Origin of the sequence: Sphingomonas zeicaulis (genome assembly GCF_050433225.1) — a bacterium.
GTDB lineage: Bacteria > Pseudomonadota > Alphaproteobacteria > Sphingomonadales > Sphingomonadaceae > Sphingomonas_D > Sphingomonas_D zeicaulis.
Map to the genome: position 1 here is coordinate 938035 of NZ_JBNPXQ010000001.1, position 22761 is coordinate 960795.

The 22761-nt window shown below is 64.4% G+C and carries 20 protein-coding genes; 9 read left to right on the plus strand and 11 right to left on the minus strand.

What is annotated here, in order from left to right:
* Nucleotides 1-12 precede the first annotated feature (12 nt).
* From FHS96_RS04500 to FHS96_RS04525, 6 genes are read right to left on the minus strand one after another with little or no spacing between them, the layout of a single operon-like run.
* Entirely contained in the window at nt 13-1041 is a 1029-nt protein-coding gene (locus FHS96_RS04500; RefSeq protein ID WP_429588220.1) for a Gfo/Idh/MocA family protein, read from the minus strand.
* The gene (locus FHS96_RS04505) at nt 1038-2006 is read right to left on the minus strand and encodes an MDR/zinc-dependent alcohol dehydrogenase-like family protein (RefSeq protein WP_429588221.1); all 969 of its coding nucleotides are present in this window, start codon (nt 2004-2006) and stop codon (nt 1038-1040) included. The genes FHS96_RS04500 and FHS96_RS04505 overlap by 4 nt, the downstream gene beginning before the upstream one ends.
* Nucleotides 2003-3169: an inositol-3-phosphate synthase gene (locus FHS96_RS04510; protein ID WP_429588223.1), complete on the minus strand. Its 1167-nt coding sequence runs from the start codon at nt 3167-3169 to the stop codon at nt 2003-2005. Before FHS96_RS04510 ends, FHS96_RS04505 begins: the two co-directional genes overlap by 4 nt.
* A 17-nt stretch (nt 3170-3186) precedes the next feature.
* Nucleotides 3187-4107, minus strand: coding sequence for a beta-xylosidase (locus FHS96_RS04515; RefSeq protein ID WP_429588225.1), 921 nt, complete (start codon nt 4105-4107; stop codon nt 3187-3189).
* Nucleotides 4104-4925, minus strand: a complete 822-nt coding sequence (locus FHS96_RS04520) for a TIGR04290 family methyltransferase (RefSeq protein WP_429588226.1) — start codon at nt 4923-4925, stop codon at nt 4104-4106. The genes FHS96_RS04515 and FHS96_RS04520 overlap by 4 nt, the downstream gene beginning before the upstream one ends.
* The gene (locus tag FHS96_RS04525) at nt 4922-5518 is read right to left on the minus strand and encodes a histidine phosphatase family protein (protein WP_429588228.1); all 597 of its coding nucleotides are present in this window, start codon (nt 5516-5518) and stop codon (nt 4922-4924) included. The genes FHS96_RS04520 and FHS96_RS04525 overlap by 4 nt, the downstream gene beginning before the upstream one ends.
* A gap of 249 nt (nt 5519-5767) precedes the next feature.
* Between FHS96_RS04525 and FHS96_RS04530 the strand changes: the two genes are divergently transcribed.
* The 8 genes from FHS96_RS04530 (at nt 5768) to pncB (ending at nt 14780) form a co-directional block, all read left to right on the plus strand.
* Nucleotides 5768-6880: an NAD-dependent epimerase/dehydratase family protein gene (locus FHS96_RS04530; RefSeq protein WP_429588230.1), complete on the plus strand. Its 1113-nt coding sequence runs from the start codon at nt 5768-5770 to the stop codon at nt 6878-6880.
* The gene (locus tag FHS96_RS04535; RefSeq protein ID WP_429588232.1) at nt 6877-7947 is read left to right on the plus strand and encodes an SDR family NAD(P)-dependent oxidoreductase; all 1071 of its coding nucleotides are present in this window, start codon (nt 6877-6879) and stop codon (nt 7945-7947) included. Before FHS96_RS04530 ends, FHS96_RS04535 begins: the two co-directional genes overlap by 4 nt.
* Nucleotides 7944-9047 carry a glycosyltransferase gene (locus tag FHS96_RS04540; RefSeq protein ID WP_429588233.1) on the plus strand — a complete coding sequence of 368 codons (1104 nt, stop codon included), beginning with the start codon at nt 7944-7946 and terminating at the stop codon, nt 9045-9047. The genes FHS96_RS04535 and FHS96_RS04540 overlap by 4 nt, the downstream gene beginning before the upstream one ends.
* Complete coding sequence (locus FHS96_RS04545) at nt 9044-10171, plus strand: CgeB family protein (protein WP_429588235.1); 1128 nt, start codon at nt 9044-9046, stop codon at nt 10169-10171. The genes FHS96_RS04540 and FHS96_RS04545 overlap by 4 nt, the downstream gene beginning before the upstream one ends.
* A complete protein-coding gene (locus FHS96_RS04550; RefSeq protein WP_429588236.1) occupies nt 10168-11259 on the plus strand; it encodes a CgeB family protein in 1092 nt (363 codons plus the stop codon). Before FHS96_RS04545 ends, FHS96_RS04550 begins: the two co-directional genes overlap by 4 nt.
* Nucleotides 11256-12335: a CgeB family protein gene (locus FHS96_RS04555; RefSeq protein ID WP_429588238.1), complete on the plus strand. Its 1080-nt coding sequence runs from the start codon at nt 11256-11258 to the stop codon at nt 12333-12335. Before FHS96_RS04550 ends, FHS96_RS04555 begins: the two co-directional genes overlap by 4 nt.
* A gap of 25 nt (nt 12336-12360) precedes the next feature.
* Entirely contained in the window at nt 12361-13383 is a 1023-nt protein-coding gene (locus FHS96_RS04560; protein ID WP_429588240.1) for a UDP-glucuronic acid decarboxylase family protein, read from the plus strand.
* Nucleotides 13384-13475: 92 nt separating this feature from the next.
* Nucleotides 13476-14780 carry a nicotinate phosphoribosyltransferase gene (gene pncB / locus FHS96_RS04565; protein ID WP_429588241.1) on the plus strand — a complete coding sequence of 435 codons (1305 nt, stop codon included), beginning with the start codon at nt 13476-13478 and terminating at the stop codon, nt 14778-14780.
* 39 nt (nt 14781-14819) lie between these two features.
* Here the strand turns inward: pncB and FHS96_RS04570 are convergent, their stop codons facing one another.
* The 5 genes from FHS96_RS04570 to FHS96_RS04590 all read right to left on the minus strand — a co-directional run bounded on the left by FHS96_RS04570 (nt 14820) and on the right by FHS96_RS04590 (nt 21687).
* Nucleotides 14820-15827, minus strand: a complete 1008-nt coding sequence (locus FHS96_RS04570; RefSeq protein WP_429588243.1) for an SDR family oxidoreductase — start codon at nt 15825-15827, stop codon at nt 14820-14822.
* A complete protein-coding gene (locus tag FHS96_RS04575; protein WP_429588245.1) occupies nt 15824-16231 on the minus strand; it encodes a hypothetical protein in 408 nt (135 codons plus the stop codon). Before FHS96_RS04575 ends, FHS96_RS04570 begins: the two co-directional genes overlap by 4 nt.
* A gap of 215 nt (nt 16232-16446) precedes the next feature.
* On the minus strand, nt 16447-17532 hold the full coding sequence (locus tag FHS96_RS04580) for a patatin-like phospholipase family protein (RefSeq protein WP_429588247.1): 1086 nt from the start codon (nt 17530-17532) through the stop codon (nt 16447-16449).
* A 182-nt stretch (nt 17533-17714) separates the two neighbouring features.
* Nucleotides 17715-18398 (minus strand): hemerythrin domain-containing protein, encoded by a 684-nt coding sequence (locus tag FHS96_RS04585; protein ID WP_429588249.1) that lies wholly within the window; start codon nt 18396-18398, stop codon nt 17715-17717.
* 97 nt (nt 18399-18495) lie between these two features.
* On the minus strand, nt 18496-21687 hold the full coding sequence (locus tag FHS96_RS04590; RefSeq protein ID WP_429588250.1) for a helicase-related protein: 3192 nt from the start codon (nt 21685-21687) through the stop codon (nt 18496-18498).
* A 230-nt stretch (nt 21688-21917) separates the two neighbouring features.
* On the opposite strand from FHS96_RS04590, the gene FHS96_RS04595 reads away from it, so the two are divergent.
* On the plus strand, nt 21918-22691 hold the full coding sequence (locus FHS96_RS04595; RefSeq protein WP_429588252.1) for a Crp/Fnr family transcriptional regulator: 774 nt from the start codon (nt 21918-21920) through the stop codon (nt 22689-22691).
* Nucleotides 22692-22761: the final 70 nt, after the last annotated feature.

Consider the following 22761-nt stretch of genomic DNA (forward strand, 5'->3'; position numbering starts at 1 on the left):
TCCTCTGTTGCTTCAGGCGTAAATTCGATCGAGAACGGCGGCGACGTCGAGCAGGCGCATGGCGCTCGGATCGAAGCTTCGGTCACGCGTGAGCCGCCGAGCCCAGGCCATCGCGGCCCGGCCACCCCACTCGTCCGGCGGTGATGTGAGCGCAGTGCGGGCCGTGCCTTGACAGTGCTCGGCGGTGAAGTCGTAGAACGAGCCGCCGATGTTACGCATCCTGAGCGCACCATGCGGGCCATAGAAGTCGGCCGCAATAACGGCATCGCAGCCTGCCGGCAGCCGCCACGAACAGGCAAGCCGCATCGTGGCGCCATTGGCGAGGGTCAAGGTTGCAAAAGCAAGATCCTCGACGGTAGCCGATGGATCTGTGAGCGAGACGCCATTGGCATAGAGGCTGCTGGCGACCTCAGCCACTGCCGGCCAGTCGAGCGCCCACAGCGCGAGATCGACGAGATGCACGCCGAGATCGATGACGCAGCCGCCGCCGGCAAGCGACGGGTCATAGAACCAGGGTTTGTCCGGCCCGTAGGCATTGTGGAATATGAGGTCTACGGCATGGACGTTGCCGATGAGCGCATCCTGCAACGCCTGTCGGACAGCCACCATTGCTGCAGTGTGCCGGTAGGACAGGTCGACCCCTAGCAGCCGGTCCGCCGATTGCGCGGCCGCCAGAACCGCCTCAACTTCTGCGGCGTTGCGCCCCAGCGGTTTTTGGCAAAACACGGCAACCCCCTGATCAAGCGCGCGGATCGCCTGCTCGGCATGGAGAGCGCTGGGCGTCGCGATCACCAGCCCGTCGAGCCCATGATCCAGCAAGGCGTCCAGCGAGTCCACCGCGACGCTACCGGGCGCCGCGGCCACCGCTTCCGCCAGATTGTCGGCGGAGGGGTCGGCGACGGCCACGATGTCGGCGCTGCCTTCGGCGGCAATCGCCGCCATGCGGTGCCGGCCGATCCAGCCGACGCCGAGAAACCCAAGCCGGGGGCGGGCAAGCCGCGGTCCCACTGCCGGCGCCGCGGCAAGCGACGCGCCGCTCACAGGGTCACCACCGCTTTGAGGAAACCATCAGGCCGATCACGCGTCGCATCCAGCGCCTCGCCCAGCCGCTCGAGCGGATATTGGTGGGTCACCAGCGGTCGTGGATCGATGCGCCCTTCGGCAACTGCCGCTATGGCTTCGCGGATCCCGTCGGCATAGCGGCGTGGATCGCGCTCATGCGCGTTGATCACATCGATGCCGCGCCAGTTCCATAGCCACATGTTCACCTGCCGCGGCCCGTCCTGGTGATATCCGGCAACGATCAGGCGGCCCCGTTCGGCCGTGAGTTCACCGGCCAGGTCGAGCGGCCATTGCTTGCCGACTGCCTCGATCACGCGTTCGCAGAAGCGACCATCGGTCAGGTCGCGCACCCGCTCGATGATCGCATGATGATCCGCCATCTCGATCGTTTCTGCGGCGCCGTGCGCCTGCGCGACGTCGAGGGAATAGCCCCGTCGTGAAATGCCGATCACCCGCGCACCGGCATCGGTGGCAAGCCGCGTCAGGATCGCGCCGAGGAAGCCAACGCCGACGATCGCGACCGTCTGCCCGGCCTCGATCTTGCAGCGGCGGAAGATGTTCATCGCGCAGCCCAGCGGCTCGCCGGGAAAGGGCAGGCTGTCCAGGGCCGCGGGCAGCGGCACCACGGCCTCGACCTCGGCAACATCATATTCGGCATAGCTGCGATAGGAGAGGGCGGCAACGCGCTGACCCGGTACAACCGTGGTCACGCCTTCGCCGACGGCGTCCACCACACCCCAGCCCTCATGACCGAGATCGCCCGCCTTGGTGGGGAACTGCATCCATTCCGGCCCCTCCCAGGGCGTGAGATTGGAAGCGCAAACGCCGCATCCCTCAAGCCGCACGCGAACCTGGCCGGGCCCGGGTTCGGGCATCGGCACATGCGCAATTTCGACCTGCCCCGGGCCGGTGACCACTGCGGCACGCATCACGGGCCCGGTCATTGACTGCGCCCCTTCTTGGCATGCGCGCGCAAGGGTATCGGTTCGGGTGGCGCTTCTGCCTCGGGTCCAGCGATGAATGCCTCCAGCGCGGCATGCGCCGCGTCGTCAGTGGTCTGTTGCGGCGGATGTTTGCAGAACCAGGCGGATGCAGGATGGATGGGGCCGCCGATACCGCGGTCCTGCGCCAGTTTCGCGCAGCGGATCATGTCGATTGCGACGCCCGCCGAGTTGGGGCTGTCCTCCACCGACAGCCGCAATTCCAGGTTCATCGGCACACCGCCGAAGAGCTGGCCTTCCATGCGGAGGAAGCACACCTTGTTGTCGTTCTGCCAGGCCACATAGTCGCTGGGCCCGACATGGATATTCTCGTCGGCCAGCCGTGTTTCGGCAACCGACTGGACGGCCTCCGTTTTCGACACCTTCTTCGACGCGAGGCGCCCGCGGTTGGACATGTTGAGGAAGTCGGTATTGCCGCCGGTGTTGAGCTGATAGGTGCGGTCGAGCTTCACCCCGCGTCGGGCGAACAGATCGGTCAGCACGCGGTGAACGATGGTGGCGCCGAGCTGCGCCTTGATGTCGTCGCCGATGATCGGCACCCCCGCCGCCTCGAAACGCGCCGCCCAGGCCGGATCACTGGCGATGAACACGGGGATGTTGTTGACGAAGGCGACGCCGGCTTCGAGCGCGCACTCGGCGTAGAACTCGGTTGCCGCCTGCGAGCCGACGGGCAGATAGTTCATCAGCACGTCGACCCGCGCTTCGCGCAACCGCCGCACGACCTCTGCGCGCGTCGGTTGGTGCGCGTCGGCGACGAGGAAGGTGCGATCCTCGGGCTGGTCGGCCATATGATCGGCGACGCCATCCAGCACGCATCCCATCTCGACCGGCGTGCCCGTCATCTCCACGGCATCGCAGAAGCGGGCGGTGCAGTTGGGCTTGGCGAAGATCGCCTCGCTCACGTCCCTGCCGACCTTCCTGCGGTCAACGTCCCACGCTGCGACGACCTTGATGTCGCTCGGACGGTAGCCGCCGAGATCCCAACGGGTAAGTCCGCTATGGTCGTTGGCGCCGTCCCGATAATGGAACAGCCCCTGCACCAGCGAACTGGCGCAGTTGCCGACGCCGACGATGGCCATGTTGATGGGCTTTGGCGGTGCGAGCATCGTTCGTCTCCTTGGCCTCAGCCATGGGCCACGGCGGGTTGCGCCGTTGCGGGTGCGTAGCGTTCGATCATCCATGCGCAGAAATCGGCGAATTGCTGCGGGTCGCGCGCGCAACTGGTGTGGTGCGGCTCGACGCCCAGATGCTCGGGCGTGAAGCAGAAGGTGACGGTGACGTCGAAATCGGCCAGCGCCTCCATCTGCCGATCGAACCAGTCGATCGCGCCGGGGCGGAAGCTGTCCGCCCAGGAAAGGCCGGTACGAAGATGGCGCACGCCGAGCCGCTTCATCCACGCGACGGCATCGTCCAGCCGCGGATCCTCGAAGTGGAACCACTGCATCAGGCCCATCTGATCGGCAACGCGGGCATAATCGTCGAGCGCCGGCTTTGGCGTTCCATCCTCACGGATCAGGCCCATGTAGAAGTGCCGGTAATAGCTGGAGCCCTCTGCCTCGCGATGGCGGGTCGTGGCACCCCAGGCCATCGGCAAGTCGTAGAGCGAGTACCAGAAGATGCGCGGCGCCCGCCCGATCAGCAGTTCCGCGGTGCGGTTGAGCCCGAATACCTGCACCTCTTCAGCGCCGAAGGATCCGACGCCCACCTCTGTCACCCACACCGGCTTGTCCGGCACGACCGCCTCGATCTCGGCGATCTTTTCGGGCCAGGCGTGGATCGGCCACAGGTTCCAGTCGAGCGGGAAGCCGTGTACGGCGACCGCGTCGACTGCTTCCAGCGCGCCATGGTCGCGCATCCGGTTCACCCAGTGCGGATCGATGGGGGACATGCCGCCCAGCACGCGCGTGACCGCGGGGTTGATCGCATGGATCACGGTACCGGCGCGGATCACCGTATCGGCATAGATCGACCATTCCGGATCGAGCAGCGGATCCCAGTGCGACTTGTTGTTCGGTTCGTTCCAGATCATCGCCGCTTCGATCATGCGTCGGTTCCTCGCGCTGGATAGGCCGCAGCGGTCATGCCCCATTCCACAAAGGGAACGGGCGCCGTGCGGCAGAGATAGACCTCGTCTTCGGGCTGCGCCTCGATCGTGAACCCGGCGGCGCGCAGCATCGCCTGGGATGCTGCCTTGTTGGGCGCCCACCAATTGGTCCAATCGCCGGCGAACTGGCGTTCGATGAAGTGCATTCTAGGATAGGCCGGATTGTCGAAGCAGGTGGGCGGGATGTGGGTTCCCGGCTGGTGGAACGGGTGGTCCTCCGGCACTTGCAGAACGTCGTTGGACCCTTGCTGCATCGTCTGGAACAGCATCATCTCGCCGGCGACATGTTCCCGGATCAGGTCGAGCGCCAGCAGCGGGTGCCGGAGATGGTAGAGCACCCCCATGAAGATCACGAGGTCGAAGCGCCGGCCGAGCCGTCCGACATCGTAGACCGACAAGTTGCGATACTCGATGTCGCCAAAACCGAACGCGTCGGAAGCGAAACGCGCCTGCGCCAGATAATGCTCGTCGCTGTCGATGCCGACGACTTCGCTCGCGCCGCGCCGCTTCATTTCGATGGAATAAAAGCCGGCGTTGCAACCGATATCCAGAACGCTTTTGCCGGACAGATCCGCCGGCAGTGCGTCGGCAAAGCGTCGAAACTTGAAGGCAGGGTAGTCGCCTAGAAAATGATCCGGCGCCGTATCTACGCCCTCGATCACCATGTTCTGGAACCAGGGCCCGAGGGCGTCGATCCGATCGCGCACCGCCTGCTGGCGGCCCGTCGCGCTCATCGCCTCGCCGGCAATGCTCCTCATTCGCAGCTCCTGTTCAGGCTTGTAATCCTGCCGCCCCAGTCACCGACCAGAAGCGTGCTTATCGAGCCCGGGTCGATGTCGAAATTCAGCAGATGGTCGAGCCCCAGGCCGAGATAATGGGCGATCGCGCCGCGGATGATGTCGCAGTGGCTGATGCAGACGATCGCTGCTCCCGCGTCGGTGTGCGCAAGCATGTTCAGGTGAGCCGATACCCGTCGTACGGCGGCCGTCATCGGCTCCCCGCCCGGTGGCACCGCCACGCTGCGCCGGCTGTTCCAGGCGTGCCATGAAGGATCTTGGTCGAGAGCCGCGAAGCTGCGGCCGGTCCATGCGCCAAAATCAAGTTCGTCCAGCGCGTCGACCGTCAAAACCGGCACTCCGAGCGTGTCGGCGATGATCTGTGCGGTTTCCTGAGTGCGTCGTCTGGGGCTGGCCTCTATCCGAACGACATCGAACGGCTTCATTCCTGCAGCGGCTGCCTCGACCTGGCGACGGCCGGCCTCGGTCAGCCCGCCATCGTCGTTCCGCCCTGTCAGCATCCTTCCCACGCCGCCGTGGGCGCCGTGACGCATGAGATGAACACGAACGCTCATGAAGGGGAGGGGGCCAGCATCAACATAGATGCTCGAAGAACGGAAATGATCGAGCTCGGTTCCTGCAATATGAGCCGATTATGGCAGAATCAATTTAAGTTATGAAAGTCGCCAGGAGTAGGTGGAACTTAGATGATGAAGCAGTGGTTGGTCAGCTGATTGTGACAGCTTGATTTTGATGTGTGAACAGCCGGGGCAACAAAGCCTTATAACATGAGTTATATTTAACAAAAGTTAGCGGGAGCAGTGATGGAAAAGATTCTGATCACCGGCGGCGCCGGCTTCATTGGTCGCGCCGTGGCAAAGGAATTGCTGCGCCGCGGCCATCAGGTTCGGGTGCTCGACAGCTTGATCGAGCAAGTTCACGGGCCGGTGGAGCATCCCGCGGAGATGGATGCCGACGTCGATTTTCACCGAGCGGATATCCGCAACGGTAATGCCGTAAAGCGGGCACTTGAAGGCATCGACAGCGTCATCCACCTCGCCGCCGAAGTGGGTGTTGGCCAGTCGATGTACGAGGTCGAGCGTTATACGTCGGTCAATGATGTCGGCACAGCTGTGTTGTTCGAACAGTTGATTGATCGTCCTGTGCGGCGCGTCGTTACCGCATCTTCGATGAGCATCTACGGCGAAGGCCTCTATCGCGATGCCAACGGTGCGCTCGTGGAAGATGCCGCGCGTGGAACCCTGCGCGATCATCAAAAGAATTGGGAGCCGGTGGACGCCCAGGGTCGTCCGCTGACGCCGGTTGCAACGCCGGAATGGAAGCGTCCGAGCCTGTCGTCGATCTACGCGCTGAACAAATATGTGCAGGAACGCACCACCCATATCATGACCGGGTCGTACGGCATGGAAGGCGTGTGTCTGCGGCTGTTCAATGTCTATGGGCCAGGGCAGGCGCTCTCCAACCCCTATACGGGCGTGCTGGCCATCTTCGCTTCGCGCCTGTTGAACGGCCAGCAGCCGATGATCTTCGAGGATGGCGAGCAGCGCCGCGACTTCGTCCATGTTTCGGACGTGGCACGCGCCTTCGCAGACGCCCTGACGTTGCCGCAGGCGGCGGGCGGCACCTTCAACATCGGGTCGGGCCATGATCGATCGGTGACGGAGGTCGCGTCCGAACTGGCGCGGGCGATGGGCAAGAACGACATTGCGCCGGAAATCGTCGGGCGCGCCCGCGCCGGCGATATCCGCCATTGTTTCTGTGACACCAGCCAGAGCGAACAGGCGCTCGGCTTTACAGCGCGGCAGGATTTCACCGAAGGGCTTGCCGAACTCGCGGAGTGGGTGGCGCAGCAGACTGCCGAGGACCGGGTTGCCGACGCGCGGGCCGAACTCGAAGCGCGCGGTCTCGTCGCATGAGCGCGCAGGCACCCGTCCTCGTCACGGGCGGGGCCGGCTTCATCGGCTGCAACATCGCCGATCGGCTGGCGGGGCAGGGCCATGCGGTGCTGGTCTACGACAACCTCTCCCGCAAGGGCGTCGAGCGCAATCTGCATTGGCTGCAGGAACGACATGGCCCGCTGATCACGCATATCGCGGGCGACGTGCGCGAAGCCGATGGCGTCGCACAGGCGGTGGCTGAGGCGAGTGCCGTGTTTCACATGGCGGCGCAGGTTGCGGTCACCACGAGCATGGCTGATCCTGTCGAGGATTTCGGCATCAACCTGGCCGGGACGTTCAACCTGCTGGAAGCGGTGCGCCGCCGCGCCGATCCGCCGCCGTTGATCTTTGCCTCGACCAACAAGGTCTATGGCGACCTTGCCGACATCGAGCTTGTGCTTGAAGAAGGCGGCTGGTTGCCGGCGGATGCCGTTGCCCGGCAGCGCGGCGTGGGTGAAAACCGGCCGCTCGACTTCCACACGCCCTATGGCTGCTCCAAGGGAGCGGCCGATCAATATGTGCTCGATTATGCCCGCAGCTTCGGATTGCGCGCGGCGGTCCTGAGGATGAGTTGCATCTATGGCCGCCGGCAGATGGGCACCGAGGATCAGGGCTGGGTCGCACACTTCCTGATCCGGGTTCTTGAGGGCAAGCCGGTCACATTGTTCGGTGATGGCCATCAGGTGCGCGATATCCTCGACGTCGAGGATGCCGTGGATTGCTATGTCGCCGCATGGGAAAAGATCGACAATATCGCGGGCCGGGCCTTCAACCTGGGCGGTGGCGCCGCCAATGCCGTAAGCCTGCGGCGGTTGCTTGCCCATATCGGCCAGATCACCGGCCGTGAGGTCCGGATCGAAAGCAGCGACTGGCGGCAGGGCGACCAGCGCTATTTCGTAGCCGACACCCGCGCGGTCGATCACGCCCTCGGTCTTGCCGCCAAGCGCAACTGGCGTGACGGGGTCGCCCGCCTCGCCGCATGGCTTGCCGAAGAGCGCTCGCCCGTCGTTCCCGGAGACGTGCCCGCCTTGGCGAGGGCTTCGTGACGGCAGGCCACCATCTATTCATGACGGCCGATGCGGTGGGCGGGGTGTGGACCTACGCTGCCGACCTCGCAGCGCGGCTCGTTGCCGGCGGCTGGCAAGTGACGATCGCGGTCCTGGGGCCAGCCGCCTCGGCGGATCAGCGGGCGCGTGCCGAGGCAACCGGCGTGACGCTGCTCGACACCGGCTTGATGCCGGAATGGCTTGCTGCCGACGAGCGAGAAGCGCGTGCAGCCGCTGATGCCGTAGCGGGGCTCGCTGCGCGCTGCCAGCCCGACGTCGTCCAGATCAACAACCCGTTCTGCGCAATTGCCGCGTTCGATGCGCCTGTGTTGAGCGTCGTCCACAGCTGCGTCGCCACCTGGTGGGATGCCGCCCGAGGCGGAGCATTGCCGCCGGATCTCGCATGGCGTGCCGAACTGACCGGTACCGGCCTTGCAGCCTCAGATCGGGTCGTCGCGCCCAGCGCAGCCTTCGGTCATGCCGTGGCTCAGCGTTACGCGCTGCGCAACGCGCCGGCGACGGTTCACAACGGCCGTGATCTCGCAGCGATTGTACGACGTCGGCGCGAGGATTTCGCTTTCACCGCGGGCCGATTGTGGGACGCCGGCAAGAATGTCGCATTGCTCGATGCGGTTGCGGCACAACTTGACATCCCGTTCGAGGCGGCTGGCGCCACCGTGGCGCCACATGGCGAGTTCGTCTCCCTCGACGCTCTCCGGCCGGTTGGGCAACTCGATGCGGCCGCGCTCGAGGCGCGGTTGGGCGCGCAACCGATTTTCGTATCGGCAGCGAGCTATGAGCCCTTCGGGCTTGCCGTGCTGGAGGCCGCTCACGCCGGATGCGCGTTGGTGCTCTCCGATATCCCGACATTCCGCGAATTGTGGGGCGGCGTGGCGCAGTTTGTGGATCAAGATGATGCTGCGGGTTTCGCAGCAGCCATCCGGGCGCTCGTTCGCGATCCCAATGCGCGAGATGCAGCCGGCGCGGCGGCGCGACTGCACGCCCGCCGGTACACGGCTACCAAAATGGCAGAAAAGATGATGATGCATTATATTGCGTTGCTCGAGGGGAACGCGGTTCCTGGGCGAGCGGCGGCATGAAGATCGCCTATTTCACGCATTCGCTGCGCTCCTGCTGGAATCACGGCAACGCTCACTTCCTGCGCGGGGTACTGCGCGAACTCGGTGACATGGGGCATGATGTTGCCGCTTACGAGCCGGAGGGCTCCTGGAGCCTTGCCAACCTGATCGCCGATCATGGTGAGGCCGGCAACGCGCCGTTCAGGGCCGCCTATCCCACGCTCGTTTCGAACAGCTACGCGCCTGGCTCTGACGTCGCAGCGCTGATCGGCGACGCCGATCTGGTCATCGTCCACGAGTGGAATGAGCCCGCGCTGGTCGCAGCGATCGGCGATGCACGGGCACAGGGCGGCCGCTTCACCTTGCTGTTTCACGACACGCACCATCGCGCCGTCAGCGATCCCAATGGCATCCGCGCATTCGATCTCGCGAATTATGACGGCGTGCTCGCCTTCGGCGAGGCCTTGTCCGACGTCTATCGGCGGTGGGGCTGGGGCGATCGGGTCTGGACCTGGCATGAAGCGGCCGACACGCGCCATTTCCATCCGCCGCAGACCGAGGAAGACCGGCAAGGTCTGGTCTGGATCGGCAACTGGGGCGACGGGGAACGCACCGAGGAACTGGAGCAATTTCTGTTCAGGCCGGCGCGTGAAGCGGCTCTGTCGCTGGATGTCTATGGCGTTCGCTACACGAACGAGGCGCTCGCCACACTCGGCCGCTATGGCGCGACCTACCACGGCTGGGCACCGAACGCAGCGGCACCGGCGCTGTTTGCGCGGCATCTTGCCACCGTCCACGTCCCCCGCCGCTACTATACCGAGATCCTGCCCGGTATTCCGACCATCCGCGTGTTCGAGGCGCTGGCGTGCGGCATCCCGCTGCTCTCGGCACCATGGGATGATGCCGAGGCGCTTTTCCGCCCGGGCAAAGATTTCCTTTTTGCACATAGCGAGGCGGAAATGACGACGCTGCTGCGCACGCTGGCGCATGAACCCGAGGTGCGGGCAGCGCTGGCGAAGAGTGGTCTCGAAACCATCCGCAGCCGACATAGCTGCGCGCATCGCGCAGCGGAATTGATGGGCGTCGTCGCCAGCCTTACGGCACCCGCGCGCACGTCTCCTCTCCACGAAAGGAGCCTCGTATGAAGATCGCGTTTTACGGATCGAGCCTGCTTTCGTCCTACTGGAATGGCGCCGCGACCTACTATCGCGGCATCCTGTGCGACCTCGCTTGGCGCGGCCACATCATCACCTTCTACGAGCCGGACGCGTTCGACCGGCAGCAGCATCGCGACATCGATCCGCCGGATTGGGCGCGATCGGTGGTCTATCCTGCGACTGAAGAAGGCCTGCGTTCGGTGCTCGCCGAGGCTGGAGACGCGGACATCGTCGTCAAGGCCAACGGCGTGGGCGTTTTCGACACTGAGTTGCTGGAAGGCATCATCGCCAACGCCGCGCCGCACGCGCTGCGCATCTTCTGGGATGTCGATGCCGCGGCCACGCTGGACGAGATGCGCGGCGATGCACAGCACCCCGTGCGCCGCGCACTTCCCGAACTCGATATGGTGCTGACTTATGGCGGCGGCCCGCCGGTGATCGACGCCTATCGGGGGTTCGGCGCAGCGGATTGCGTACCGATCTACAACGCGGTCGATCCGCGCACACATCATCCGGTGGAGAGCGATCCGCGCTTTTCGAGCGATCTCGCCTTCCTTGGCAATCGGCTGCCGGACCGCGAATCCCGTGTCGAGGAATTCTTCCTGAAGCCTGCCGCGATGCTGGCAGACCGGCAATTCCTGATCGGCGGCAACGGCTGGGAGAGCAAGGTGATGCCGGAGAATGTCCGTCATCTCGGCCATGTCTACACGAAGGAGCATAATGCCTTCAACGTGACGCCGTTGGCGGTGCTCAACGTCGCGCGGGACAGCATGGCGAATGTCGGCTTCTCGCCGGCCACGCGGGTGTTCGAGGCGGCCGGTGCCGGCGCCTGCCTGATCACCGATGAGTGGGAAGGCATCGAGCAATTCCTGAAGCCCGACGAAGAGGTTCTCGTCGCGCGGGACGGCCAGGACGTGGCCGATCTGCTGGCTTCGCTGACACCGCTCAAGGCCCGGATGATCGGCGAGGCAGCGCTTGCCCGTGTACGTGCCGACCACACCTACGTGCTGCGCGGAGAACAGGTCGAAGCGATATTCAACGCGCATCGCTCCCGCCTGATCGAGAAAGCGGCATGAGGCTGATCGTTCTCGGGCTCAGCCTGTCCTCGTCCTGGGGAAATGGTCATGCCACCACCTTTCGGGCGCTGCTCGCCGCCTTTGCGGCACGGGGGCACGACATTCTCTTTCTTGAGCGCGACGTGCCCTGGTATGCAAGCCAGCGCGATCTTGCCGAGCCCGGCTATTGCGATCTGCGCTTCTACGCGGATCTGGCCGGGCTCGACGCCTGGCGGGGCGAGATCGCGAGCGCCGATGCCGTGATCGTCGGTTCCTATGTGCCTGAGGGCGTCGAGGTTGGCGCGAGGGTTCAGACCTGGGCGACACGGCCTGTCGCCTTTTACGACATCGATACGCCCGTCACGCTGGCGAAGCTTGCGGCGGGCGACCATGAATATCTCTCGCCGGACCTGGTCCCGGGCTATGATACCTATCTCTCGTTCACCGGCGGCCCGACACTCGACCTGATCGAGGAGCGTTATGGCTCGCCGGCGGCACGGCCGCTCTACTGCTCGGTCGATCCCGCAGCCTATCGCCCTACCGGTGCGTCGAAGCGCTGGGACCTGAGCTATCTCGGCACCTACAGCCCCGATCGCCAGCCGACGCTGGAAAGACTGTTGCTCGCACCGGCGCGCGCCAACCCCGATCACCGGTTCGTGGTGGCGGGGCCGCAATATCCTGCCGATATCGACTGGCCGAGCAATGTCGAGCGGATCGAGCATCTGCCCCCGGCCGAGCACGCCGAATTCTACTCGGCGTCGCGTTACACCCTCAATGTCACTCGCGCCGACATGATTCGCGCCGGCTGGTCACCTTCGGTGCGGCTGTTCGAGGCCGCAGCATGTGGCACGCCGATCATCTCCGATCGTTGGGAAGGGCTTGGGACGCTGTTCGAGCCCGGGCGCGAAATCGTGCTGGCGGATGATGCGACCGCGGTGATGACGGCGCTGTCCGACGATGCAGCGGCAATGGGCGAAGCAGCGCGCGAGCGGGTGCTCGCCGCTCATACCGCAGGGCACCGCGCAGAAGAACTGGAGCGCCATCTCGATGCGGCGGTCGCGGCCAAGGCTGCCGTGCCCATGGTGGCTGCTGGTTAAAACAATGAAAAGGAAAGGATCGGTCATGGAAGACAGGCGCGTTGGCGTTACCGTGGTGGCGGGTGGAGCCGGGTTTATCGGTTCCCATCTGTGTCAGGCGCTGCTCGACAGGGGCGAGGAAGTGATCTGCATCGACAGTTTGCAGACCTCGCGGCCGGTTAACCTGGGGCTGCTGGAAGGGCAGCCTGGCTTTACCTTCATCAAGGCCGACATCATCGATCCCCTGCCCGAAGCGGTCGTCACGCGGATCGATGCAATCAGCCGGGTCTACAATCTCGCCTGCGCCGCGTCCCCGCCGCACTACCAGGCCGATCCCGAACATACGATGCTCACCAACGTCATGGGCACGGATCGTCTGCTGCGCCTGGCGGAAGCGGCGGGCGCGCGTTTCCTGCTGACCTCCACCAGTGAAGTCTATGGCGATCCTGAAGTGCATCCACAGCCCGAGGAATATCGGGGCTGGGTGAACTGCACGGGTCCGCGCGCCTGCTATGACGAAGGCAAGCGTGCCGCCGAGGCGATGGCATTTGATTTCGCGCGGCTCGGCCGGGCGGATGTGCGGATCGCGCGCATCTTCAATACCTATGGCCCGCAGATGCATCCGGACGATGGCCGCGTTGTTTCCAACCTGATCTGCCAAGCGCTCTCCGGCGAACCGATCACCGTTTATGGTGACGGCACGCAGACGCGCAGCTTCTGTTATGTCTCCGACCTCGTGGCAGGGCTGATGGCGTTGATGGAGACCGACGAATTGCCGCTGGCGCCGGTCAACCTGGGCAATCCCGAGGAATATAGCATCAACGAACTGGTCGACCAGGTCGTCGCGCTGACCGGCAGCACCGCGCCCGTGATCCGCCGCCCGCTGCCCATCGACGACCCGCGCCGCCGCCGGCCGGACATCAGCCGCGCACGCGCGCTGCTCGGGTGGGCACCGACCGTGCCGCTGGCGCAGGGGCTTGCCGCCACCGCACGCTGGTTCGCCGGCGAAATCGGGGCGGGCGCTGCCATCGGCAGTGCCGGGATGCGCTGTCAGATTGCTGCCGAATAGGCCGACGCTTCCAACTGTTCAGGCCGCCATGCCGGTGAGCGCGGGGCGCGCGCCAGCATGGTCTTCCAGCTAATGCTCACTATGGTAGCGGCATGGCCACCACCGATATCGCCACGCGCACCTACAACCATGGTTTCCGGCTCGACCCGATCGTTCGCAGTCTGCTGGACACCGATTTTTACAAGCTGTTGATGCTGCAGATGATCCGGCACGTCCGGCCATCTGCGCAGGTTACCTTTTCGCTGATCAACCGCACTCGTTCGGTCCGCCTCGCTGATATAATCGATGAAGATGAACTCAGGGCGCAGCTCGACCACGCCAGAACGCTGCGCTTCACCAAGAAGGAGTTGATCTGGCTCGCCGGCAACAGCTTCTATGGCAAACAGCAGATGTTCTCGCCCGAGTTTATCGCCTGGCTCGCCGATTTCCGCCTCTCCGAGTATGAATTGCGCGCCGTCGATGGTCAGTATGAACTGCGCTTCAGCGGTCCCTGGATCCAGACGACGATGTGGGAGATCCCGGCGCTCGCCATCATCAACGAACTGCGGTCGCGCGCTGCGATGCGCGAAAAGGGACGGTTCGCGCTCGATGTGCTGTATGCCCGAGCGAAAGCCAAGCTGTGGCAGAAGGTCGAACGGCTGCAGACGCTCCCCGATCTCATGCTGTCAGACTTCGGCACGCGGCGACGCCACGGTTTTCTCTGGCAGCGCTGGTGCGTCGAAGCGCTGAAGGAGGGGCTGGGAACGCGCTTCATCGGCACGTCGAACGTCTTGCTCGCAATGGATGCGGATCTGGAGGCCATCGGCACCAACGCGCACGAACTGCCGATGGTCGAGGCGGCGCTGGCGGAGGATGACGCGGCGCTCGCCGGCGCGCCCTACCGCGTACTGGAACAGTGGCAGGCGCACTATGGCGGCAACCTGCTGATCGCCCTGCCGGATGCCTTCGGCACGGCGGCTTTCCTCCGCGGCGCGCCGGATTGGGTCGCGGATTGGACCGGCTTCCGTCCGGACAGCGCGCCGCCGATCGCGGCGGGCGAGCAGATCATTCGATGGTGGCAGGAGAGGGGGCGGGATCCGCGGACCAAATTGCTGATCTTCTCGGACGGTATGGACGTGAATTCGATCGAGGCTGTCTACCGGCACTTCGACGGGCGGGTGCGGATGAGCTTCGGCTGGGGCACGAACCTGACCAACGACTTCACAGGCTGCGATCCCGATGATGGCGCCGGGCTGCAGCCGATCTCGCTGGTGTGCAAGGTCACGGAGGTGGAGGGGCAGGCAGCCGTCAAGCTGTCCGACAATCCGGCAAAGGCCAGCGGCGACCCTTCCGAAGTCGCACGTTACATCCGCGTGTTCGGTCAGGACGGTCGTGCCCGGCAGGACGTGTTCGTTTAGCTGCCCAAGCTGCGCGTTCCAAGCGGCATGTGCAATATATTACATCTTCGGCGATAGCCGCCGCTGGGCGATAAGTGTCGCGGCGATCACCACCGCTGCGATGCTTCCGATCGCGGCGGCCGCCCGGCGCTGCCGCACGGGTCTTGGCGCCCGCAAGCCACCCTCCGCTCGCCCCCCGTCTCCCGGCGGGGAAAACAGATTGCCAGACGAAACCGGCGCAGGATCCGCTGACGCGAAATAGCGTCCGAACATGCCGCTCACCATCCGCGCAGTGAGCGTCGGGGATACCAGATGCGCCACGCGCGCGGCCCATGTCGGGGTGCCGAGGATGACGGTGTCGCGCGGATGATCGGCAAGCGACACGACGGCCGCCGCGACGCGACGCGGATCAAGGATCGGCGGTGGCGCGGTGAGACGCTTGCCCGTGTAGTTGCCGGCATGGCCGATGGCCGGCGTATCGACGAAGGAGGGATAGACATCGCAGATGTGGATGTCGGGGTGATCCGCCATCTCGCCGCGAAGAGCTTCGGAAAAGCCCCGCAGGCCGAATTTGCTGGCGCTGTAGGCCGCCGCGAAAGGCGCACCTGAAAAGCCGACCAGCGAGATCATGTTGACGAAGGTGCCTCGGCCCTGTGCGATGAAGACCGGCAGCACGGCATGGGCATCGTTCATATGCCCGATCAGGTTGGAGCGGATCACGCGCTCATGCGCGTCGATTGGAACCTCGACGAATTTCCCTACGGCGCCGATGCCGACATTGCTGAACCAGAAGTCGATGCGGCCGTCTCCAAAATCGCGGGCCGCAATCGCCAGAGCGTGCACAGCATCGGCGTCGCCCACCTCCGTTGGGACGACGAGCACCCGGGCACCGAGGTCACGACAACGCTGCGCGACGATGTTCAACGCATCTTCGTCGCGTGCAGCGAGCACCAGCGACGCTCCGGTTGTGGCGAACCCTTCGGCGGTTGCCTGGCCGATCCCGCTGGATGCGCCGCTGATTACTACGGTCCGCGCAGCGCTCGCCTTACTCTTCCCGCCGATGGTCATGCGGTCGCTCCGCCTGCCGCAGGTTTCGAAGGGCGCACTGGGAATGTCTTGCCGGTGGTGCGGTCGAGACCGCGGGCGACGACGATGTCGATCAGCGTTACGCCGGCGACAAACGCCAGCGCGCCCCACACTGCGCGGTTGCGCGATCGCGTCGTTGCCGCTGCGGCCAGCGTGCCGAGATCCAGCGCATCCCCGGCAACCCGGCCCCAAACGCCGCTGGCATTTGCGGGGGCGGCGAGGAGCCCGACGCCTGCGACAATCTCACGCGCGCCGAACCCGCGGATCAGATTTTCGTGGCCTTCGACCTCAAGCGTGCGGGCAATGCGACGCGTCGCAAACAGCTCCGCTACACCGAGCGCGATGGAGAAAATGCCAAGACCGAACCCCAGCGTCTTGTAGATCATAATATCTCCTCTTTGAGCGGCTTACGTCTTCCGGCTCCGGTGACGACGAATGTCTTGGCATCCATAACGGTGAAACGCGGGTCGCACTGCCATGACTTAGACGGGAAACGGCGGGTCCAACACGCTGTTCCGCTCCCGCCAAGGAAGATGAGGATGGATTAAACCATGTTATGAGGACGATATTTTCGCGGTGCATATTGTCAGTACCTTCCGCTTCAGCCCCGAACCGGCGCCAAAGACCAATGAACCGCCTGAAGATATCTCTCCTCGGGGCTATTTTGCGCAGGACGATAAACGGTCAGCCCGGCCTTCGTTATCGGCTTCCAAGGCAGCGCTTGCAAGATGGCGGCCATGTCCTCGCACCCTTTGCGCCAGCGTGCCGCTGCCGATGCGGCCGAATAGTCGAAAGCCTTGCCGCTCACTTCGCGTTGCTGGTCGGCATAATCGAGGTGGACGAGGGTAACCTGGTCACTCGCGCCATGCCGTGCGCGCTCATCGAAGATCGCTTGCCATGAAGCGATCGCGCGCCGGCTTTGCGTGGCGAAGATCAGATCCTGCGTCCGGGCGACGGTTGCCCCGAGTGTCGTCGGCCGCGACGCAGACAAGGGAAGCAGATCGATGGCGATGCACAGTAGCGGCCGGTCGTGTCTGTCGCTGAGGACCACATCGAGAGGAAGATTGACCGATATTCCCGCGTCACCCACGAGGCGCCCTTCGATGTCCACCGGCTCAAACGCGGGCAACAATGCACTGCTGGCACGGAGATGCTCGGTCGTGACGACGCGGTTCTTCGTATCGAACGCGATGTCTTCGCCACTCTCGACATCGACGGCGGTAACCGAGAAGCGCGGAGGCGCATCGTTGAGCAGATCGAAATCGACCAAGCTTTCCAATGTTTGCGCCAGCGGCTTCGCATCATAGAGGCTCGATGGCTTGGTGCTGCCGAGCGGGTTCCACCAGGGGCCGAACATGTGGCGGGGCACGAACAGGCCGGGGCGGCCGCCGGCCAGTGTCATCACAGCAGCAGCGGTGCGTCGTGTCTCATCCAGCGGTGTCCATATCGCGTCGGCCTGTGGCGCATGATTGCCATCCACGCCCCAAAACGTGCGCAGCTTCGACAGCCGCTGCCCGGGCTGATTGCCGCAGATGATGGCGCCGTTGATTGCGCCGGCAGATGCCCCGGCTACCCAATCCGGCTCGACGCCATGTTCCTGCAGGGCCTGATAGGCACCGGCTTGATAGGCGCCCAAAGCGTTGCCACCGCTCAGAACGAGAGCGATGTCATAGTCGCGATCAGTCATGTCGGCTCCATCGATGCGGCGGAGCTTCCTGAACCCAGGGTATGCGTGCGCGTTCCCTCGGCGCCCCGCAGTGGCCCGCGTCTGTCCGGCCATGCAGAGTTGTCGCCCGAAGCCCCAGTGTGCAACGGGCGCCCAGGTGTCATCTTCTGAGGGGACAGGACCGTCGTTTGATCAAAGCGTAGTCACGCGATCGCGGGTTCTCGGACGTAGCGCTCGATTTCCTCGCGATAGCGATCCGAGAGCATCATTTGTTCGCTTTCCGGAACTTTCTCGATGAGGTGGAGAAACCAGCTGCTTTCTTCCTGATACATATGGTGCGTAACCGCGCCGCGGATATGCTCGAGCTTCTCGAAATAATCGTCGGTGAGCGGTTCGAGACGTTCGAGCAATGCCATTTGTACCTTCGCTGCGGCCTGCTCCTCATAGGCGAGGCCGGCATGTGCCTTCTCGCCGTTGTCAGCGAGAGCCGGGTAAAGCACCGTCTCCTCCGCGTTGGAATGGCCGGTGAGGATAAGGGCGAGGCGCTTCTGCGCTGTACGCTGCGCAGTTGCGTCTCGTGCGCCTTTCACGTCCGCGAAGGCGCTTTCGATTCGATCATGATGGTCCAGCACCTGGCTTAGCCAATCCCCGGAACGCGCGAGGCTGCGCGCGTGCGCCCGGGTTTCCATCCGCTTTTCATCGCTTTCCGGAGGCGTAACCGCTGCGACGATCTTGTCGAAGAAGGACATGAGGAACTCCATTGTCTTGCGGGACCGGCGCGGCGCGTGATGCTCATCAATCCGGTCCATGGCTGGTGGTACGTCGATGTAGAACGGTACAGGATGCCAATGGATGCTTTTGCGGCACCGCTTCGGCGACGCTTTCATCGATTTCTAACCCTTGTTAGATCTTCTGCACCCGCAAACTAACCATGGCCGGTCGGTGCGCTATTCGGTAGACATGCAACATCCGCCCAACGCTGGATCATTCCGCGTTGCAGGCTTCCAGCAGTTCCAGCGTACGAACAAGAACCAGATCCCGGTCTTCTGGACCGAGCTGTCGGATCAGCCGCCCATTTTTTTGATTGAAACCGTAAGTAGCGATGTCGGCGGTGAAGCCGCGGCCGGGTGTGATCGCCACTGCCGCAGGCCCCGCGTCGAGCCGCACCACGTGTGCCGATCGCGCGGCAAGCCGCAAGCGCGCACGCATCAACAGTATTTCGGCTGGCATGGGCAGGGTGCCGAACCGATCCACGATCTCGTCCTCGAATGCGTCAAGCTCCGCCTCGTGCGCGACCCGGGCAAGCCGTACATAGAGGCCTAGCCGAACATCGGGTTCGGGTATCCACGTCGGCGGCAGCATCCCGGCTGCCCCGATGCGCAACTCGGGCTCGTCAGGCAGGGGTGGTTCGCCGCGCGCCTCGCGCAACGCTGCGGCGAACAGGTGCTGATAGAGATCGACCCCGATCAGCTTCGTGTGGCCGGCCTGCGCTTCACCCATCAAGTCGCCGGCTCCGCGTTGATCCAGATCCTGCTGACTGATCTGGAAGCCGGCACCAAGCTGGTCGAACGTGGCGAGCGTGCGCAATCGCTTCAGTGTGCGGTCAGCGATTTTCGCTTCGGCATCTGTCACCAGCATCACCTGGCCGCGCCGAACGCCCCGGCCGACGCGGCCGCGAAGCTGGTGAAGCTGCGCCAGACCGAAGCGATCGGCACGCCAGACCAGCATCGTGTTCGCGCGCGGCACGTCGAGCCCCGCTTCGATGATGTTGGTGGCCAGCAGGATGTCGCCGGTACCTCGCGCGAAATCGACCATAACCCGGTCGATATCGGCTGCAGCCATCTTGCCATGTGCTTCGACGATGCCAAGTTCGGGTACGGCGCGTTCGAGCTTTGTGCGAACGTTCGCCATGTCGTCGATGCGGGGCACGACGACGAAGCTCTGGCCGCCGCGCTGCTTCTCCCGGAGCAGCGCAGTGCGGACGCGATGAGGATCGAACGGCTCCAGCCGCGTACGGATCGGCTGCCGCCTTGCAGGCGCCGTGGCGATCACAGAAATGTCGCGCACGCCAACCATCGCCATCTGCAGCGTCCTGGGGATCGGCGTTGCGCTCATCGTCAGCAGATGGCGGGCACCGTCCCCCCGGAGCCTTTCCTTGTCGGCCGCGCCGAACCGCTGCTCCTCGTCGATGATGACGAGGCCGAGCTTAGCATAGCTGATGGCTTTTCCCATGATCGCGCCGGTGCCGATCACGATGCGCACCGATCCATCGGCCAGCCCCGCCTTCACCCGCTTCCGGTCCGCGGCGGACGAGAGGCGGGACAAGCCGTCGACGCCGATACCGCTGGCTTCGAAGCGCTGGCGGAAGGTTTCGATATGCTGACGGACGAGCACTGTGGTGGGGGCAGCGACGGCGACCTGATAGCCTGAAAAGGCCGCGATTGCTGCCGCACGTAGCGCCACTTCGGTCTTGCCGTAGCCGACATCGCCGACGATGAGCCGGTCCATCGGCTGGCCCGAGGCAAGATCGTCTCGCACGGCAGCGATCGCGCGCGCCTGGTCTGCGGTTTCGTTGAACGCGAAGCTGCCGACGACCCGTTCGTACTGCGCCTCGTCGGGCTCCATAACCGGGGCGGCGATGGCTCGGCGCGCAGCGGCCAGTTCCGTGAGCTTCGTTGCGGTACTCGCGATTGCGGCCATGATCGTGTCGCGCCGCTGCGGCCAGCTTGCACCGTCAAGGCGATCGAGGGTCACGGCGTCACGGTCCGCACCATAGCGCCAGATCCGACCGGCCTCCGTGATCGGCACCAGCCGCCGCGCGTCACCGGCAAATTCCAGGACGATCGTCTCGGTGTCCTGTTCGGCAGGCACGGCATCCGCCAGCCCCGTCACCACGGCAACCCCATGATCCTCGTGGATGACGGTGTCTCCTGCGCGGATATCGCCCGCGGCTGCCGCGAGCGGATCGATCCCGCCGCGCAGGGGCCGGTCGAGGATCGCGCGGCTGCCAAGCAGGTCACCCGCGGCAAGAACGAGCCGGGTGTCGTCGACGAATCCACGGTCGGCAGGCATGATCAGCGCTGCAGCACGATCTCCTGGCAGGGCCGCTACTTCTGCTAAGGCTGCGACGTCTTCGATAGCGACGCGCAAACGGCGGCGCAGACGGGGCTTGACGAAGCGCAAGTCGCGTTCGCCCCCGACGATGATCAGCCGGCGACCTTCCGCCAGCAGTGGCTTTGCAAAACGGGCCAGCTCGTCCAGCGGTCGGCGACGTTCGACGAAGCGCGGCAGGGCAGTAGCGCCGCCATCGGTGAAATGATGAATGCGCCACGCGGAGAGCGCGGCTTGCCACGCTTTGTCATCGACAAGGTCCGACGTACCGGTTCGTCGTTTCAGCGTGTCGCGTGCGAGCGCCTGGAATCTCAGGCGCTGATGCTCGGCCTGTGCGCCATAGCCGATCAGGCCGGGCTGCAGGTGCGCGAGAATGGATGTGCCGGTCGCCGCCACTGGCGGCTCGGTCGCGCGCCCGACTTCGATGCGCTCGCACGCGTCCGTCGTTCGTTGGGTTAGGGGATCGAAGAAGCGGATCGCCGCTATCCGGTCTTCGACGATTTCGATGCGGACAGGCAAGCCGGCATCCGCGGGAAAAATATCGATGACATCGCCGTGAAAGGCGATCTCGCCGGGTTCATCTACGCGATCGTCCTCTACATAGCCGATATCGAGGAGCGAGGCGCGTAAAGCCTCCGCATCGATCGGATCATCCGTGGCGAGCATCGGTGGCGCCGCATCGAACGCCTCCGGAGCCGGGTAAAGCCGGGCGGCCGCCTCGCCGCTCATGATGCAGGCGTAATGCGCATCCGTGGCGACAACTCGACGCAGGCGACGCAGCGCCGCGACGCGCCGGCCGCTGTTCGCCGGTGAAGCAAGCGCTTCATCGCCAGGAAGTGCGTCGCTGGACGGCAGGAAGATGATCGCCGCGTCGCCCGCTATGGCGCTAGCGGCAAAGGCCAATGACTCAGCCTGCTGTTCATCATCCGCCAGATACAGCACGTTGCTATCGGCACGGGCCTCAACGATCCGGATTGCCACAAGCGCGATGTTCGGGGCTGCGGCCAGCCGCGCGCGGGATGATTCAGTCAAGCGGACCTCGATAACCGGATGGCTGGTGCGCATGCGAAGGAGTGCGCAGGTGAATCGAATACGGGGAAGAACGTCATTGAAGCCGAACGCGCGACATCGACGGGGGTGGCGTCGCGCCGGCCTTTTTTTGGCCGTGTGGCGCCTCGCGCGCAAATGTCGGGAGAATGGGCAATACCTATAACATTTATTGAAGCATGAATCAGTGGGGGGATGTTTTCCCTTCTCCGGTTGCGGCCCGCGTTGGACCGTTTCCGGGAGACCGCATGAACGTTCCGAAGCACCTACCCGCACTGAACTTATGGCTGGAACGTCTGCTGATGCGGTCACCGTTGACTGAAGAGGAGCAAAGCGCGATTCGTGGCTTGCCATGCGAGATCGCGGAAGTCGGGGCGCACCGCGACTTCATCCGTCTCGGCGAGACGCGCAACCATGTCTGCCTGATCGCCGAAGGCCTGGTCGGAAGATTTGCGCAAACGCTCGATGGCGGTCGGCAGATTTTCGCGCTGCACATTCCAGGTGACGTGGCCGACATTTATTCGCTGCTCGTTCCGAACGTCGGTGCTGGCCTGCAGGCGCTTTCGCATGCGATGATCGTCATCATCCCGCACCGCGCGCTTTGGGCTCTGATCGCCAGATATCCAAGAGTCGGGTACGCCCTTTGGCGCGATTGCATTGTCGATGCGTCGATCCTGTCGACCTGGGTTCTCAATCTCGGATGTAGGACGGGCGGCGCCCGTCTCGCGCATCTGCTGTGTGAGCTGGCCGTCCGCTATGCGCTCATCGGACAAGCACGCGGCATGCGGTATGACATGCTGGCAACTCAGCATCATCTCGCCGAATGCACCGGCATGACGTCGGTGCACCTCAACCGCATGATGATGGACTTGCGGAGTCGCGAGCTTGTCCGCACCCAGTCGAGAGGTGTGGAAATACTCGACTGGGAGGGTCTCGTCGATGCCGCAGGGTTCGACCCCCACTATCTCCACCTTTCCCCCGCTGCTGCGGAACGTGCGCAACGTGCGCTTCGCGTCATATGATGGCCAGGGGGGGCAGGCGCGCCTCACATGTTGGGAAGACGGTGCTGTGAGCGATTCTGCCGTAAAGACC

Bases quoted from the DNA above. Each gene is read 5' to 3' on its own strand.
- FHS96_RS04595 (WP_429588252.1), top strand. From the start codon at position 21,918: ATGAACGTTCCGAAGCACCTACCCGCACTGAACTTATGGCTGGAACGT.
- FHS96_RS04545 (WP_429588235.1), top strand. From the start codon at position 9,044: ATGAAGATCGCCTATTTCACGCATTCGCTGCGCTCCTGCTGGAATCAC.
- FHS96_RS04515 (WP_429588225.1), bottom strand. From the start codon at position 4,107: ATGATCGAAGCGGCGATGATCTGGAACGAACCGAACAACAAGTCGCAC.
- FHS96_RS04520 (WP_429588226.1), bottom strand. From the start codon at position 4,925: ATGAGGAGCATTGCCGGCGAGGCGATGAGCGCGACGGGCCGCCAGCAG.
- FHS96_RS04585 (WP_429588249.1), bottom strand. From the start codon at position 18,398: ATGAAAGCGTCGCCGAAGCGGTGCCGCAAAAGCATCCATTGGCATCCT.
- FHS96_RS04570 (WP_429588243.1), bottom strand. From the start codon at position 15,827: ATGACCATCGGCGGGAAGAGTAAGGCGAGCGCTGCGCGGACCGTAGTA.
- pncB (WP_429588241.1), top strand. From the start codon at position 13,476: ATGGCCACCACCGATATCGCCACGCGCACCTACAACCATGGTTTCCGG.
- FHS96_RS04530 (WP_429588230.1), top strand. From the start codon at position 5,768: ATGGAAAAGATTCTGATCACCGGCGGCGCCGGCTTCATTGGTCGCGCC.
- FHS96_RS04525 (WP_429588228.1), bottom strand. From the start codon at position 5,518: ATGAGCGTTCGTGTTCATCTCATGCGTCACGGCGCCCACGGCGGCGTG.
- FHS96_RS04505 (WP_429588221.1), bottom strand. From the start codon at position 2,006: ATGACCGGGCCCGTGATGCGTGCCGCAGTGGTCACCGGCCCGGGGCAG.
- FHS96_RS04575 (WP_429588245.1), bottom strand. From the start codon at position 16,231: ATGATCTACAAGACGCTGGGGTTCGGTCTTGGCATTTTCTCCATCGCG.
- FHS96_RS04590 (WP_429588250.1), bottom strand. From the start codon at position 21,687: ATGCGCACCAGCCATCCGGTTATCGAGGTCCGCTTGACTGAATCATCC.
- FHS96_RS04510 (WP_429588223.1), bottom strand. From the start codon at position 3,169: ATGCTCGCACCGCCAAAGCCCATCAACATGGCCATCGTCGGCGTCGGC.
- FHS96_RS04555 (WP_429588238.1), top strand. From the start codon at position 11,256: ATGAGGCTGATCGTTCTCGGGCTCAGCCTGTCCTCGTCCTGGGGAAAT.
- FHS96_RS04580 (WP_429588247.1), bottom strand. From the start codon at position 17,532: ATGACTGATCGCGACTATGACATCGCTCTCGTTCTGAGCGGTGGCAAC.
- FHS96_RS04560 (WP_429588240.1), top strand. From the start codon at position 12,361: ATGGAAGACAGGCGCGTTGGCGTTACCGTGGTGGCGGGTGGAGCCGGG.
- FHS96_RS04535 (WP_429588232.1), top strand. From the start codon at position 6,877: ATGAGCGCGCAGGCACCCGTCCTCGTCACGGGCGGGGCCGGCTTCATC.
- FHS96_RS04550 (WP_429588236.1), top strand. From the start codon at position 10,168: ATGAAGATCGCGTTTTACGGATCGAGCCTGCTTTCGTCCTACTGGAAT.